The following is a 14,636-nucleotide window of genomic DNA, read 5'->3' as shown; positions in this document are numbered from 1 at the left end:
AAATGGCGCGTGTTCTGGTGATGATCCCCTCGGGAGAGGTTTACGATCACGACTGTGTCCGCTGGTACAATTACAAGGATGTCCAGCGGTCCATCGACCACTATCACAATATCGGCGACGCCTTCGTCTTCGATTCATCCTTGAAGCTGCTCAACTTCGACAAGCTGGGCGTGCTGCCCATCGCCGACCCGAAGATGGAGGATATCGACCGCCTGCGGGGCGAGTTCGACTACGTCTTCCTGCGCGGCTCGAACTACGTCCACAATTCCATGAAGTGGCAGAAGACCATCGAGGTGCTCAAGCGCCTCAAGCTGCCGGTCATCGCCTTCGGCATCGGCGCGCAGGCGCCGGTGAAGGGCAAGATTGAACTGTCGGAGGAGACCATCACCGTGCTGCGCATGATGGCGGAATCCTCTGCCTCCATCGGCGTGCGCGGGGCCTATTCTGCGCAGGTGTTGTGGGACATCGGCATCAAGAACGTGCGCATCGTCGGATGCCCCACGGCGTTCCGCAAGAACGACCCCAACCTCGCCATCACCCTCCCCCCGCTGGAGGAGATCAAGCAGGTGGGCATCACCTGCCGCCGCGAGGTGTCGCCAGCTTATGCGCAGGACATCAAGCGCTACCTCACCTTCCATCGCGACCTGGTGAAGGAATGCGCCCGCCGCTTCGACGTGGTGCTCATGGCCCAGGGCGAGGTGGAGGAGAAGAAGATCGTGTTCGGCACGCCCGAGCAGGGCGAAGAGGCCATCAAGGCGCTCCGGGCCAACAAATGGGTCGGCGACTGGTTCATGGACGATGAGATCGAGAAGCTCTACCGCGAGCGGCTCTTTTATTCGGACGTGGTGGCCGATTACGAGGCGCTGGTGCAGCAGAAGGACATGGTGCTGGGCTATCGCCTGCACGGCAACCTGATGGCGCTCGCCAACGGCACGCCGTCCATCTACTTCACCTATGACAGCCGTACGGTGGAGTTCGCGGAGACCTATCAGATCCCCAGCTACGACGTCTTCTCCAAGAAGGAGTTCAAGCTGGAGGATTATTATGACCAGTCGCTGTTCGATAAGTTCAACCGCGCCTGGCACATGACCTATCGCGAGATGAAGACGTTCCTGGACGAGAACGGCATCGACAACAAGATGGCCGATGTCCGCCATGTGCCTGCAAAGCCGAAGCAGGCTGCGGCTCAGCCGGCCGAGCCGGCCCGCAAGGTCGCCTGATCACGCCGCCGCGCGGGCGTTGCGGCGGATCACCTGCGGAGGCTGGCCGAAGGCGCGCAGGAAGGCGCGGCGCATGCGGTCGGGGTCCGAGAACCCCGTCTGCTGCGCCACCGCCTCGATGGAATGGCGGCCCTGCTCCATGAGGATGCGGGCCGCCTCCAGCCGCAGGTTCTCCACCGCCTTGGCCGGCGACTGGCCGGTCTCGGCATGGAAGGCACGGCTGAACTGGCGGGGGCTGAGACGCGCCGCTTCCGCCAGCTCCGCGACGCTCAGGGGCGCCTGGAGATTGTTGCGCGCATAGACGAGGGCCTGCTGGATGCGGTCCGATTTCGGCTCCAGCTCCAGCAGCGCCGAGAATTGCGACTGACCGCCGGCGCGGCGGTGATAGACCACCATCTTCTTCGCCACGGTCCGTGCGGCCTCTCCCCCCATGTCCTGCTCGACCAAAGCGAGGGCGAGGTCGATGCCGGCGCTCATACCCGCCGATGTCCAGACATTGCCGTCCTGGATGAAGATGCGGTCCTCATCCACCTTCACCTTTGGAAAGCGCGTCCCGAGCTCGCGCGTGTACAGCCAATGGGTGGTGGCGCGGCGGCCATCCAGGAATCCAGCTTCCGCAAGCGCAAAGGCGCCGGTGCAGATGCCACTGATGCGCCGCAGGCGAGGCGCGGCGGCCTGCATGGCCGCGATGAGGCCGGGGGCCGTGGGGGACACCTGGGTGGTGCCGCTGATCATCAGCGTATCCAGTTCCGCGCCGTCGAGGGGGGCCGTCTCAAGTCCCACGCCCATGGCGGTGTTCACCAAGCCGCCATGCTCCGAGAGCAGGCGGATGTCGTAGAAGTTCTCTTTGGCGGTGAGATTGGCCGTCTCGAACACGGCAATGGGCGCGAGCCCCATGACGGAGCAGCCGGGATAGACGAGGAGACCGACGCGGTGCATGGCCGTGATCTTTCGTGTCCTAAACAGTCGGATATATGACATTTGAGACATGGGTGCGCAAGGCTACAAAGCCTGCGGAAGCCTCGCCATGCGGGGCGAAGCAGGAGAACACACATGGCACATCAGAAGGGCACTGCCCTCATCACCGGCGCCTCTTCTGGTATCGGCGCGATCTATGCGGACCGGCTGGCGAAGCGCGGCTACGATCTGGTGCTCGTCGCGCGCAGTGCGGAGAAGCTTGCCGCCGCTGCCACCCGCCTCAGCCTCGCCACCGGCAGGAAGGTGGAAGCCATACCCGCCGATCTCGGCAAGAGCGCGGATCTCGCACGCATCGAGGACCGGCTGCGCCAGGACACGTCCATCACCGTGCTCGTAAACAATGCCGGCTTCGGCTCGGCTGCGCCGCTCCTGAGCGCGGATGTGGATGAGATGGAGGCGATGATCGACCTCAACGTCACCGCGCTCACCCGTCTCGCCTATGCCGCCGCGCCCGGCTTCGCCGCGCGGGGAGAGGGCACCATCATCAACATCTCGTCCATCGTCGCCATCTATCCGGAGGTCCTCAACGGCGTCTACGGAGCCAGCAAGGCCTATGTGCTGGCGCTCAGCCATTCGCTCCAGCATGAGTTGGGAGACAAGGGCGTGCGCGTCCAGGCCGTCCTGCCGGGCGCGACCGAGACAAATTTCTGGGCGGTGGCCGGCGTCCCCCGGGAACATCTGCCGAATGAGATGGTCATGCCGGCCGAAGACATGGTGGACGCCGCTCTCGCCGGCCTCGATACGGGCGAGCGCGTGACCATTCCCGCGCTGCCGGATGGCGGGGAATGGGACCGCTGGGAGGCGGCACGCCTTGCCATGTCGCCCCGCCTCTCAGCCTCCGCTCCGGCGGTCCGCTATCGGCAGCGTGAGACGGTCTGAGGTTGCCGCGGACCCGCCGCGCCGCGAGCGCGGCGGGGAACCTCAATTCCAATGCAGCAAAGCACCGTCATGCCCAGGTCAAGCCGGGGCATGACGGCAGCTCTTTGAGCCGTGCTCGCCTTTATCCCGGAATGACCGGGAGCAGCAGGTAGGGTTCCTTGCCCGCCTCGAAATGCAGGGTGTTCTTGCCGCCGAAGATGGCCGGCGGGCGGTCTTCCGGGATGTCGTGCAAGAACGGACCCACGCCTTTCATGGGATACATGGCATTGGCCACGGCCGCGGCACCGAGGCCGTGGTCATAGTCGTTGCCCTTCACCGTCACGGCGATGCCATAGCCCTTCGGCACCACGATGGAGGTGTTCCAGACCTCCACGTCCAGCTCCACCGGCTTGCCCGGCTCCAGGGGCTGGAGCTCGTCATGGCTGTGCCAGGGCCGATAGGGCTTGGTCTTCGCCGGATCGAGCTTGCGGTGTGAAGCGCGCAGCCAGCCGAGGCCCACGGGCACCTGCGGATCGTTGGAGCCGATGAACAGCACCTCCTTGCCGGCCGGATCATAGACCCGCAGCGCGAGGAAGATGTCGGCATCGGTGGTGTCGGAGGAGACGAACAGCTTCGCCGCCACCGGCCCGGTGATCTCCACTTCCTCGCCAAGCGGCGGGGTCGAGAAGGTCACGCCCTCGCCCATGGTCTCGTAGGTGATGGCCGCGCCAGACGCGGCCGCGGTGCCGAAACCGCGGTCCGGGGTGAGGTAGAATTTGGTCCACCGCGTGCGCGCCAGCGGCCATTCATTCTCCGCGCGGGCGACGAATGTCTCGCCGGGATGGCGCACGTGGATTTCCACCTTCGGGCGGTCGGTCCAGCCGTTCTTCTCGCCCTTCAGATAATAGCCCAGGAACTGCTTCTGAAGCTCGACGCCGCTGTTGCGATAGAACGGGGAGAAGTGCGAATCCCCGTGCACTTCCAGCCACTTCTCCTTGCTGGCTGCGCCGAGATAGCCCTCGAAATTGCCGCGCGGATGCAGGCCCATGCCGCCCCAATTGGCGGAGGAGAGGAGAGGGGTGACCACCTTCGAGAGGTCCGCCGTGCGGGAGCGGTAATAATCGTCCTCCAGCGGGCGGGCGAGGATTTCGATGCCGGGATCCACCCGGTTCTTCTCCAGCTCTTCCTTGGACAGGGTGGGCGGGCCGGCCACGGTCTCGCCTGTGGTGGGCGAGCGGAAGCCGTTATCGCCGACGCCGTGCTGCACCCGCGCCACCTGCCGGTTGAACCAGGAGGTGAGGAAGCGGCAGAGGATGCCGCCGTGGCGCGAGAACTCGCGATAATAATCGTGGGCGCCTTCCCACACGCAGATGGCGGCGAGATGCGGCGGCTGGAGCGCGGCCACGTGCCATTGATTCATGGCGTAATAGGAGATGCCGTTGATGCCCACCTTGCCATTGGACCAGGGCTGCACGCCGGACCATTCCACGCACTCATAGAGGTCCTGCGTCTCGCGCGGCGACCACACGTCGAGGAAGCCGGGGGAACGGCCCGAGCCACGGGAATCGATGCGCACGCAGACGTAGCCGTCCGGCACCCACTTCTCGGGGTCTACCAATTCCCAGTTCTGGTACTTGTTGGTGGTGCCTTCCATGATTTCCGGGAAGGCCGCGACCATGCGGTCCCAATTGCCCTTGAAGCCTTCCTGGAAGGAGAGGCCCTTCGCATAAGGGCCGTGGCTGAGCACCACGGGATAGTTTCCGTCGGCGATGGGGCGGAACACGTCGGCGCGGAGCACGACGCCGTCGCTCATGGGAATGGGCACGTCCCATTCGATCTTCATGCCGTCGGCGATGACCGCTTGCTCAGGCTTCATCGGGGGGTCTCCTTGGTTGCTCCCGGACCGCTGGTGCCATCGCCTTTAGGGGAAGGCCCGCTTTCTTTGGTCTTGACGTGATCAAACGTTTGATTACGAATAAACATTCGTTTGTATATGTCAATCCGTGTTCTTCCTCACACGGAAGGCGCGGGCCGCATCAACGATTGATCACCAAAGATCAACGCAGGCGAACGGTTGGAAACGTTCTCAGGAGGAAAGCAATATGCGCGTGTCGTGTGCCCGCCCGATCGTCGGATCGGAAGATAAAAGGCCTCATTATACGCTGGCAGGTGCCGTCTTTGCCTTCGTCCTCGCGCTGGCCGGGGGTGCGAATACGGCCCATGCGCAGGCCGATTACCCCGCCCATACCATCAAGATCATCATCCCCTTTGCTGCCGGGGGGCCCATCGACACGGTCGGGCGGCCCATGGCCGATGTCATGAGCAAGGATTTCGGCGTTCCGGTCGTCATCGAGAACAAGCCGGGCGCCAACGGCATCGTCGCCGCCGGCGGCGTCGCCCGCTCCGCGCCGGACGGCTACACCATCCTCCTCACCACCGGCTCGCACACCGCCAATCCCAGCGTGGTGAAGGACCTGCCCTTCGACCCCATCAAGGATTTCAAGCCGGTGAGCCTTTTGGCCGAAGCGCCCTATGGCCAGGTGCTGGTGGTGCGCAACACGCTTCCAGTGAAGACCGTGCCGGAGCTGATCGCCCTCGCCAAGAAGGAGCCGGGCAAGATCCTGTTCGGCCATGCGGGCATCGGCAACGTGACCCATATCACCGGTGAGCTGTTCCAGAACGCAGCAGGAGTGACCTTCTCGCCGGTGCCCTATCGCGGCACGCCGCTCATCATCAATGATCTCATCGGCGGGCATGTGGATGTGGGCTTCGTCCTCACCTCGGCGGCGGCGGCGCTGATCAAGGACGGCAAGGTGCGCGCGCTCGCCATCACAGGCACCAAGCGGGCCCCCGCGCTGCCCGACGTGCCCACCTTCACCGAACTGGGCATGCCCGATGTGGTCATGACCGGATTCTTCGGCTTCCTGGTGCCGGCGGGCACGCCGGACGCCATCGTGGACAAGCTGTCGAAGGAATCGCAGAAGGCGGTGAAGGAGCCGTCCGTCATCCAGGCGTTCGGGCTGGCGGACCTCGTGCCCGTGGGCTCGACGCCGGCGGATTATGCGGCCTATCTCAAGAAGGACCTGGATTATCAGGCGGCCATTACGAAGCGCATCGGCTTCCAGCCCGTCGCGATCCAGTGATCGGCCTTTCCCATCGTCATCCCCGGGCTTGACCCGGGGATCTTCCTCCTCCGAGAGATGCCCGGGTCAAGCCCGGGCATGACGCTTCATGGTGGGCTACGCCGCCGCGCTCATGGAGGAGCGGAACGCCCAGCTCACCATGCGCTTCTCCAGCACGGCGAACACCGCGTACATGAGGATGCCCTCCACCGCGAGCGCCAGCAGCCCAGCGAAGACGAGAGGCATCTGGAAGTTCGATCCCGCCTGCACCATGAGGTGCCCGAGCCCCGCATTGGCGCCGATGGTCTCCGACACCACCGCGCCAACGAAGGCCAGCGTGATGGCCACCTTCAGCGCGCCGAACAGGTAGGGCCCGGTGCGCGGGATCCCCACCTTGCGCATGATGTCGAGCTTGGAGGCCCCGAGCGCGCGCAGCACGTCCTCCAGCTCCGGCTCAGTGGTGGCAAGGCCGGTGGCCACATTTACCACGATGGGGAAGAAGGAGATGAGGAAAGCGGTGAGGATGGCCGGAATCTCGCCGATGCCGAACCACATGATGAGGATGGGCACCACCGCCACCTTGGGGATGGAGTTGAAGCCGATCATGACAGGATAGAGCCCGCGATAGATGGCGCGGGACCAGCCGACGATGATCCCCAGCGCGATGCCGAAGCCCACCGCCAGGACGAAGCCCGCCGCCGTGGTCCAGAGCGTGACGAAGGAGTTCTTCAGCAGCGGCCACCAATATTGCACCATGGCCCCGAAGATCGCGGTGGGCGCGGGCAATATGAAGCTGTCGATCTTGAAGAAGAAGCAGGCGGCCTCCCACAGCACGAACAGCGCGAGGGTGAAGGCGATGGGGGTGATGTCCTCGGCCGAAATCTTCATGCCTGTCGCACCTCGGCGATCTTGTTGCGCAGGGAATGGACGAGGTCGGTGAAGGCCGGCTCGTACAGCACCTCCAGCGGCCGCGGCCTAGGGAACTCCACGGCGCGGGTCTCCACGATGTGGCCCGGCCGGGCGCTCATCACATGGATGGTGTCTGCGAGGAACGCCGCCTCGCGCAGATCGTGGGTGACGAGGATGACGGTGAAGCCGAGCCGCTGCCAGAGGTCGCGCAGAACCACCCACAATTCCTCGCGGGTGAAGGCGTCGAGCGCGGCGAAGGGCTCGTCCAGCATGAGCAGTTCGGGCTCGTGGATCAGTGCGCGGCAGAGCGAGGCACGCTGCTGCATGCCCCCCGACATTTCCCAGGGATAGCGGTCCGCAAAATCGCGCAGGCCCACCACGCCGAGAAGATCGAGGGCGCGGTTGCGATACGCCTCCTTTTCGCGGCCGAGGCGGGCGCGATGGGGGGAGACGATCTCCAGCGGCAGCATCACATTGTCCAGCACGCTGCGCCAGGGCAGCATGTTGGCCGCCTGGAAGGCCATGCCGGCGATCTTCACCGGGCCGGTCACCTCCGCGCCGTCCACCTCCACCTTGCCCTTGGTGGGGCGGATGAGGCCCGTCACCAGCTTCATGAGGGTGGATTTTCCGCAGCCGGAGGGGCCGACCACGGCGGCGAACTCGCCCCTGCTCACATTGAGCGTGGTGTGGGTGAGCGCGGTCACATCGCCGGTGCGGCCGCGATAGGAGAGGGTGACATCGTGGAGGCGGATCATGGCCGCGCCCTCGCTGCGGGCGCTACTTCAGCTTCCGCTCCGCCGCCGGAGGCAGATACTCCTCGGTGAAGATGTCCAAGGCGGCGGGCAGCTTGCCCTTGAAATCATAGGTGATGGCGATCTGGTCGATGGACTTGGTCATGCGGTCCCGGTCGATGCCGCCGATGCCGTTGGCGCTCACCCATTCGGTGGCGATATTGTCCTTGATGGCCATCTTGAGCCGGGCGAGCTCGATCTTCTCGTCGCCGGTCTCGTTGCGCTTCATCACGGACTTGATGGCGCCCTCGGGGTCGGCCACCGTGTCGATGATGCCCTTGATGGTGGCGCGCACGAAGCCGGCCACCGCCTTCGGGTTGGCCTTGGCGAAGTCCTCGTTCACCACCACGGCGTTGCCGTAGAGAACGAGGCCGTAATCGGCCATGAGCATCACCTTGATCTCCTCGGGCTTCAGGCCCTTCTGGAGCAGGTTGAAATAGGAGGAGAAGGAGAAGCCGGTGATGGCATCCACCTTGCCGTCCGCCAGCATGGGCTCGCGCACCGGGAAGCCCACATTCTCGATCTTCACCTTGTCGGCGTCGATGCCGTTCACCTTCACGAACGCCTTCCACTGGGCGAAGGCTCCGTCGGGCGCGGGCGCGCCCAGGATCTTGCCTTCCAGGTCCTTCGGCTTGGCGATGCCGGTCTTGGTGAGGGTGACAATGGAGAAGGGCGGCTTGTCGTAGACCATGAGCACGGCCTTGACGCCCTTGTCCGGGTTCTGGTCCCGGAACTTCACCAGCGAGTTGATGTCGAAGAAGCCCAGCGGATAGGTGCCTGCCGCGATGCGCGCGATGCCGGCCACCGAGCCGGGGCCCGAGTCGATAGTGACGTTGAGCCCCTCCGTCTTGTAGTAACCCTTGTCGATGGCGACGAAATAGGGCGCGGACGGGCCTTCGAACTTCCAGTCGAGCGCGAACTTGATGTCGGTGTCGGCGCGGGCCGGCACGGCGGCTGCGAGGAGCGCGGCGGCGCCGGCGAGGGCGGAAACGAAGGACCTCATGGTGCTCTCCCTGTTTCCCTAAGGGGAAAGCAAGGCGTGTGCCATGGGGGTGTGTGGTCTTGGCGCCGGCCGCGGCTCGGCTTGTCCTGACCATCCACGGGGGCTCCGCGGGCGCGGATGGTGTCGATGTCTGCCTAAATGATGGGCAGACGCCTTCTTACAACCCCAGATACGCCGCACGCACCTTCGGGTCCTGGAGCAGCGCGCGGCCTTCGCCTTCCAGCACCACGCGGCCGGTCTCCAGCACATAGCCGCGGTCGGCGATGGCCAGCGCGGCGGAGGCGTTCTGCTCCACGAGGAGCACGGTGATGCCCTCGCCCTTCAGCCGCACCACGGCGGCGAGGATCTGGTCGATGAGCAGCGGCGCAAGGCCGAGGGAGGGCTCGTCCAGCAAGAGCAGCTTCGGCGCCGCCATCAGGGCGCGGCCGATGGCGAGCATCTGCTGCTGGCCGCCGGAGAGGCTCATGGCCGGGATGCGCCGCTTTTCGGCCAGCACCGGAAACATCTCATAGATGCGTCCGAGCGCTCCGGCCTCCGGGCTGCGGCGGCGGAAGGCGCCGAGCTTCAGATTGTCCTCGACGGAAAGCGGCCCGAACACCTGCCGCCCTTCCGGCGACTGGGCGATGCCCCGCGCCACCCGCACATGGGGTTCCAGCCGCTCGATGGGCGTGCCGTCGAACAGGATACGCCCGGAGGAGGCGGGCTGGACGCCGGAAAGGGTGCGCAGCAGCGTGGTCTTGCCGGCGCCGTTGGAGCCGACCAGCGCCACGATCTCGCCCGTGCGCACTTCGAGGTTCACCTCGTGCAGCACGGTGATGCGGCCATAAGCGGAGGAGAGGTTTTCAACCGTGAGCACGGTCGGCCTCCTTTGCCCCGTGCTCACCGAGATAGGCGGCGATGACGGCCGGGTCCTCGCGGACCTCGCGCGGCGGCCCTTCCGCAAGGCGCCGGCCCTGGGCGAGCACCAGCACCCGGTCGGAAATCTTCATCACCAGCTTCATGTCGTGCTCGATGAGGACCACGCCGACACCACTCTTGGCGATGTCGCAGATGAGGTGGTCGATGGCCTCGGTCTCCACCGCATTGCAGCCGGCGGCGGGCTCGTCCAGCAGCAGCACCTTGGGCGCGGCGGCGAGCGCGCGGGCGATCTCCAGCCGCTTCAGCGCGCCATAGGGCAGGGAGCCGGCGGTGGTGTTGGCGACGCCGCCGAGGCCGACCCGCTCCAGCAGCGCCTGGGCGGCCTCGCACGTCACCTTGTTCTGCTTGGCCGAGGCGGGTAGGCCGAACAGATCGGAGAGAAACGAGGAGCGCTCGGAGAGGTGGCGGCCCACCATCACATTCTCCAGCGCCGTCATGCGGAAGAAGATCTGGAGGTTCTGGAAGGTGCGCGACATGCCGCGCTTCGCCAGCACGTGGGGCGCGAGGCCGGTCATGGTCTCGCCGGCCATCATCACGCGCCCCCGGTGCGGCTTGTAGATGCCGGTGACGAGGTTGAAGAGGGTGGTCTTGCCCGCCCCGTTGGGGCCGATGATGGAGAAGACCTGGCCCGGCTCCACGGAAAAGCCGACCTTGTCCACGGCGATGAGGCCGCCGAAGGAGATGCCGATATCCTCGACCGCCAGCAGGCTCATGACAGGCGCTCCAGCAGCCATTTGCGCAAGGTGGGCACGATGCCGGCGGGCAGGAAGATCATGAACACCATGATGAGGAGGCCGAGCACCGCCTGCTCGTATTCCTGGAGCATGGTGAGCGCCTGGGGCAGCACCACCAGGAAGGCGGCGCCCACCACCGCCCCCAGCACTGAGCCGAGCCCGCCGATGATGACCATGGCCACCAGCTCGATGGAGTGCATGAAGCTTGCGGCATCCGGCGTGATGAGTCCGTTCATGGCGGCCAGCAGCCCGCCCGCGAAGGCGGCATAGATGGCGCCGATGACGAAGGCGGCGAGCTTCTTGGACGCCACGTCGATGCCGGTGCCGGCGGCGGCCACTTCGCTGTCGTGCAGGGCGCGCAGCGCGCGGCCGGTGGGGCTCGCCTCGATGTTGAGCGCCAGCCACGCGCCGATGAGCAGCGCGCCCGCCGTGACCCAATACCAAGTGGAGGCGCCGGAGATGCGGACGCCGAACACCGTCGCCCGCGCGACCTGCATGCCGTCCGGCCCGCCGGTCCACTGGCTCTCGGAATGGAAGACGAGGGCGAGGATGACGCCGAAGCCGAGCGTGGCGATGGCGAGGTAATAGCCCTTCAGCCGCAAGATGGGCCGGCCCACCACATAAGCGAGCAGCCCGGCCAGCGCGGCGCCGAGAAAGAGCGAGAGGATGGGGTTGAGGCCTAGATGGGTGGGGCCGATGGCCACCGCATAGCCGCCAATGCCGAGGAAGCCCGCATGGCCGAGGCTCACCTGTCCCGCATAGCCCATGAGGATGGTGAGGCCGAGGGCGGCCAGTGCGAACACCCACACCACGGCAGCGACCCGCAGATAGAAGGCGGAGGGCGCCACATAGGGGATGATCGCGATGATGATCGCGAGCAGGAGGAGGGTCGCGAGGCGCGATTTGAGGAGGCTCGCGAGCATCACACGCGCTCCACCGAGCGCCCGCCGAACAGCCCGCGCGGCATGAAGAACAGCACCAGAAGGATGACCACGAAGGCGACCGCATCCTTGTAGGTGGAGGAGATGTAGCCGGCCCCGAAGGCTTCCAGCAGGCCGATGAGCAGCCCGCCCACGACCGCGCCCAGGGGGTTGCCCATGCCGCCCACCATGGCGGCGGCGAAGCCCTTGAGCGCAAACAGGGTGCCCACGTCATAGCGCGTCAGGGTGATGGGCGTGACCACCACGCCGGCAATGGCGCCGATGGCGGCGGAGACACCGAACGCCAAAGCGAGGATGACCGTGACGTTCACGCCCACGAGCCGCGCGGCGAGCCGGTTCGCGGCGGTGGCGAGCAGCGCCTTGCCCAGCAGGGTCTTCTCCAGGAACAGGTAGAGCGCCACGAACAGAGCGAGCGCGATGCCCATCACCCACAGGCTCTGGGGCAGGATGGTTGCGCCGCCCACCGCGATGGGCGCATCGCCGGAGAAGGCGGGCAGGGAATGGAACTGCTTGTCGAACACCACCTGCGCCACGCCCTTGATGAAGATGGACGCGCCGATGGTGATCATGATGAGCGCCACGGGCGAGGCGCCCCGCGCGGGCTCGATCGCGAGGCGGTGCAGCAGCAGGCCCACCAGCACCGCCCCGACGATGGCGATGAAGGCGGCGACGGGCAGCGCGATGCCTGCGGCGGCGAGGAAGACGGTGCCCATGCCGCCGATCATCACGAAGTCGCCCTGGGCGAAATTGATGACGTCGGAGGCGTTGTAGATGAGCGTGAAGCCGAGCGCGACGAGCGCATAGACCGCGCCCACCGTCAGCCCTGAGAACACCAGTTGCAGGAACTCGGCCATGTTTGCTCGCGCGGGTCCTGGTGGAAGAGAAATCCCCTCTCCCGCTTGCGGGGGAGGGCTAGGGAGGGGGCGGCCGCAGGCCGGAAATGCTACGAGCGTGAGAAGCGCATTCCTCGCTGCGCTGGGCCCCCTCCCCAACCCTCCCCCGCAAGCGGGAGAGGGAGTTATGTGGGGCGGGGGAGGGCAGAGCGCCTCAGGCGATCACTTCGCTTCCATCACCCAGTCGCCGCCCTTGATCTGGAGCATGCGGAACGAGTCCGTTCCAAGCCCCAGATGGTCGGTGGCGGACATGGTGTAGATGCCGGTCACGCCCACGTAATCCTTCGTGCCCTCGATGGCGTCGCGGATCTTCTGCGGGTCGGTGGACTTCGCCTTCTCGATGGCCTTCACCAGAAGCTGGATGCCGTCGAAGCCGTAGCCGCCGAAGGTGGAGACCGGCTGGCCGGTGGCCTTCTCGTAGGACGCCTTGTATTCGGCCACGATCGCCTTCTGCTTGTCGTCAGCCGCGAGCTTGTCGGCCACCAGAAGCGCGGGGGCGGGGAGGCGCACGCCCTCGGCGGCGGGGCCGGCCAGCTCCACATAGCTCTTGGAGGCGACGCCGTGGCTCTCATAGAGCGGCAGGGTGATGCCGAGCTGGGCGTAGTTGCGCGTCACGATGGCCGGGCCCTGGCCGAAGCCGGGGTTTAGCACCGCCTGGATGCCGGCCGTGTTCTTGATCTTGTTGAGCTGGGGCGTCATGTCAGAATCGGTGGCGCCGTAATTCTCGTCCACCAGCACCGTGATGCCGTAATCCTTGATCACGCCCAGGCACTGGGCGCGCATGGACTTGCCGAAGCCGTCCGTGCCCGAGATCATGCCGATCTTGGTGATGCCCTTGGCCTTCATGTCCTCGAAGATCTTCTGGCACGCCGTCTTGTCGGTGTGCGGGGTCTTGAAGACGAAGGCGCGCACGGGCTCGATGATCTCGATGGCGCCTGCGAGCGAGATGAAGGGGATCTTGGCGTCCTCGAACACCGGGATCATGGCCATGGTGGTGCCCGTGGTGGTGCCGCCCACCATGGCGATCACCTTGTCGTCCTCCACGAGGCGGGTGGCGAAGGTGCGCGCCTTGTTGGCATCGCCGCCATCGTCATAGAGCACCAGCTCCACGGGGCGCCCGAGCAGCCCGCCCTTCTTGTTCAGCTCCTCCACATAGAGCTTCAGCGTCTTCGCTTCCGGGTCGCCGAGGAAGGCGGCGGGGCCGGTGGCCGAGAGCACCGAGCCGATCTTCACCGGGTCGGCCGCGAAGGCGGAGGTGGAAATGAAAGCGGCGAGTGCGACGGCGCGCAGCGCCCACCGTCCGGCGACGGACGTTCCCATGTGGCGTTCCTCCCAAAAGGCATGGTCGTAAGGAGCGGGTTGGCCCGCCTCCCGGCCGCCACGACCTTGCGGAAGGGCAGCTCCAAGGGCAATCTATGATTAACCGACCGATTGGTCAATCATATCCGTGGCGCTTTGCGGACGCGTGCTTTAGATTGATCGACCAACCGGACAATCTTTGATATGCCGAAATCCTATCGGCGCATGATCTGGTTCGAAGTGCCGCGCGGGGCGGCGTCCCGTTTTTCCCCGCGAAGGTGGATGGTGAAGGATGGCTCGCACCCGCGCCCAGGACTATGACGCCAAGAGGCTGGCCATCTTGCACAGGTCGGCCGAGCTGTTCGCGCAATACGGCTATTCCGGCACCTCGATCACCATGATCGCGGACGCCTGCGGCGTGTCCAAGGCATTGCTCTATCACTATTATTCCGACAAGGAAGCGCTGCTCTTCGACATCATCTCCGACCATCTGGAAGGGCTGATCGGCGTGGTGGAGGCGGCGTCCGCGAGCGTGGCCGATCCGCAGGAGCGGCTCCATGGCATCTGCGCCGCGCTGCTCGAGGCCTATCGCGACGCCGATGCCGAGCACCAGATCCAGATCGCCAATCTGAAGCTGCTTCCCGCAGAGCGGCAGGAGATCCTGCGCGGCATGGAGCGCAGCCTCGTGGTGCTGTTCTCCGATGCCATCGCGGAGGCGGTGCCGGAGATCGGCCGGGGGCCGCTGCTGAAGCCCATCACCATGTCGCTCTTCGGCATGCTGAACTGGCACTATCTCTGGTTCCGGGAAGGCAAGGGCCTGTCGCGCGACGATTATGCCCTGCTCGTCACCGAGCTTCTGGCGGGCGGCGCGGCGCGGGCGGCGGCGGCCGTGGCGGCGCCTGCGAAGGTGACGCCGCGCTTACGCATGTCCAAGGCCGAGTGACGATTCCACACGACCGGGCTATGGATC

The 14,636-nt window shown here is 65.8% G+C and carries 14 protein-coding genes; 4 read left to right on the top strand and 10 right to left on the bottom strand.

The window, feature by feature from the left end; all coding sequences use genetic code 11:
* The first annotated feature begins 2 nt into the window (after window positions 1-2).
* Window positions 3-1,220 carry a polysaccharide pyruvyl transferase family protein gene (locus ABLE91_RS02755; RefSeq protein WP_348928183.1) on the top strand — a complete coding sequence of 406 codons (1,218 nt, stop codon included), beginning with the start codon at window positions 3-5 and terminating at the stop codon, window positions 1,218-1,220.
* On the opposite strand, the gene ABLE91_RS02750 is transcribed toward ABLE91_RS02755, so the two are convergent.
* Window positions 1,221-2,159, bottom strand: coding sequence for a GlxA family transcriptional regulator (locus tag ABLE91_RS02750; protein ID WP_348928181.1), 939 nt, complete (start codon window positions 2,157-2,159; stop codon window positions 1,221-1,223). It abuts the gene before it with no gap.
* 114 nt (window positions 2,160-2,273) lie between these two features.
* Here ABLE91_RS02750 and ABLE91_RS02745 point away from each other — a divergent pair, with 114 nt between their 5' ends.
* Window positions 2,274-3,077, top strand: a complete 804-nt coding sequence (locus ABLE91_RS02745; RefSeq protein WP_348928179.1) for an SDR family NAD(P)-dependent oxidoreductase — start codon at window positions 2,274-2,276, stop codon at window positions 3,075-3,077.
* 121 nt (window positions 3,078-3,198) lie between these two features.
* Here the strand turns inward: ABLE91_RS02745 and ABLE91_RS02740 are convergent, their stop codons facing one another.
* Window positions 3,199-4,932 (bottom strand): CocE/NonD family hydrolase, encoded by a 1,734-nt coding sequence (locus ABLE91_RS02740; protein ID WP_348928177.1) that lies wholly within the window; start codon window positions 4,930-4,932, stop codon window positions 3,199-3,201.
* Between the two features lie 226 nt (window positions 4,933-5,158).
* Between ABLE91_RS02740 and ABLE91_RS02735 the strand changes: the two genes are divergently transcribed.
* A complete protein-coding gene (locus ABLE91_RS02735; RefSeq protein ID WP_348928176.1) occupies window positions 5,159-6,199 on the top strand; it encodes a Bug family tripartite tricarboxylate transporter substrate binding protein in 1,041 nt (346 codons plus the stop codon).
* 96 nt (window positions 6,200-6,295) lie between these two features.
* On the opposite strand, the gene ABLE91_RS02730 is transcribed toward ABLE91_RS02735, so the two are convergent.
* The 8 genes from ABLE91_RS02730 to ABLE91_RS02695 all read right to left on the bottom strand — a co-directional run bounded on the left by ABLE91_RS02730 (window position 6,296) and on the right by ABLE91_RS02695 (window position 13,687).
* A complete protein-coding gene (locus ABLE91_RS02730; RefSeq protein WP_348928174.1) occupies window positions 6,296-7,066 on the bottom strand; it encodes an ABC transporter permease in 771 nt (256 codons plus the stop codon).
* The gene (locus ABLE91_RS02725; protein WP_348928172.1) at window positions 7,063-7,842 is read right to left on the bottom strand and encodes an ABC transporter ATP-binding protein; all 780 of its coding nucleotides are present in this window, start codon (window positions 7,840-7,842) and stop codon (window positions 7,063-7,065) included. Before ABLE91_RS02725 ends, ABLE91_RS02730 begins: the two co-directional genes overlap by 4 nt.
* Window positions 7,843-7,864: 22 nt before the next feature.
* Window positions 7,865-8,881: an ABC transporter substrate-binding protein gene (locus ABLE91_RS02720; RefSeq protein ID WP_348928170.1), complete on the bottom strand. Its 1,017-nt coding sequence runs from the start codon at window positions 8,879-8,881 to the stop codon at window positions 7,865-7,867.
* 157 nt (window positions 8,882-9,038) lie between these two features.
* Entirely contained in the window at window positions 9,039-9,737 is a 699-nt protein-coding gene (locus ABLE91_RS02715; protein WP_348928168.1) for an ABC transporter ATP-binding protein, read from the bottom strand.
* Window positions 9,724-10,512, bottom strand: coding sequence for an ABC transporter ATP-binding protein (locus ABLE91_RS02710; RefSeq protein WP_348928167.1), 789 nt, complete (start codon window positions 10,510-10,512; stop codon window positions 9,724-9,726). Before ABLE91_RS02710 ends, ABLE91_RS02715 begins: the two co-directional genes overlap by 14 nt.
* The gene (locus ABLE91_RS02705) at window positions 10,509-11,456 is read right to left on the bottom strand and encodes a branched-chain amino acid ABC transporter permease (protein ID WP_348928166.1); all 948 of its coding nucleotides are present in this window, start codon (window positions 11,454-11,456) and stop codon (window positions 10,509-10,511) included. Before ABLE91_RS02705 ends, ABLE91_RS02710 begins: the two co-directional genes overlap by 4 nt.
* Window positions 11,456-12,328, bottom strand: a complete 873-nt coding sequence (locus ABLE91_RS02700; protein ID WP_348928164.1) for a branched-chain amino acid ABC transporter permease — start codon at window positions 12,326-12,328, stop codon at window positions 11,456-11,458. The genes ABLE91_RS02705 and ABLE91_RS02700 overlap by 1 nt, the downstream gene beginning before the upstream one ends.
* A gap of 201 nt (window positions 12,329-12,529) precedes the next feature.
* A complete protein-coding gene (locus tag ABLE91_RS02695) occupies window positions 12,530-13,687 on the bottom strand; it encodes an ABC transporter substrate-binding protein (protein ID WP_348928163.1) in 1,158 nt (385 codons plus the stop codon).
* A gap of 271 nt (window positions 13,688-13,958) precedes the next feature.
* Between ABLE91_RS02695 and ABLE91_RS02690 the strand changes: the two genes are divergently transcribed.
* Window positions 13,959-14,609, top strand: coding sequence for a TetR/AcrR family transcriptional regulator (locus ABLE91_RS02690; protein WP_348928161.1), 651 nt, complete (start codon window positions 13,959-13,961; stop codon window positions 14,607-14,609).
* The last annotated feature ends 27 nt before the right edge of the window (window positions 14,610-14,636 follow it).

Source organism: Aquabacter albus, from assembly GCF_040049275.1.
Classification (GTDB): domain Bacteria; phylum Pseudomonadota; class Alphaproteobacteria; order Rhizobiales; family Xanthobacteraceae; genus Aquabacter.
The sequence above is the reverse complement of the archived record's forward strand: the minus strand, read 5'-3'. Positions and strand labels throughout refer to the sequence as shown.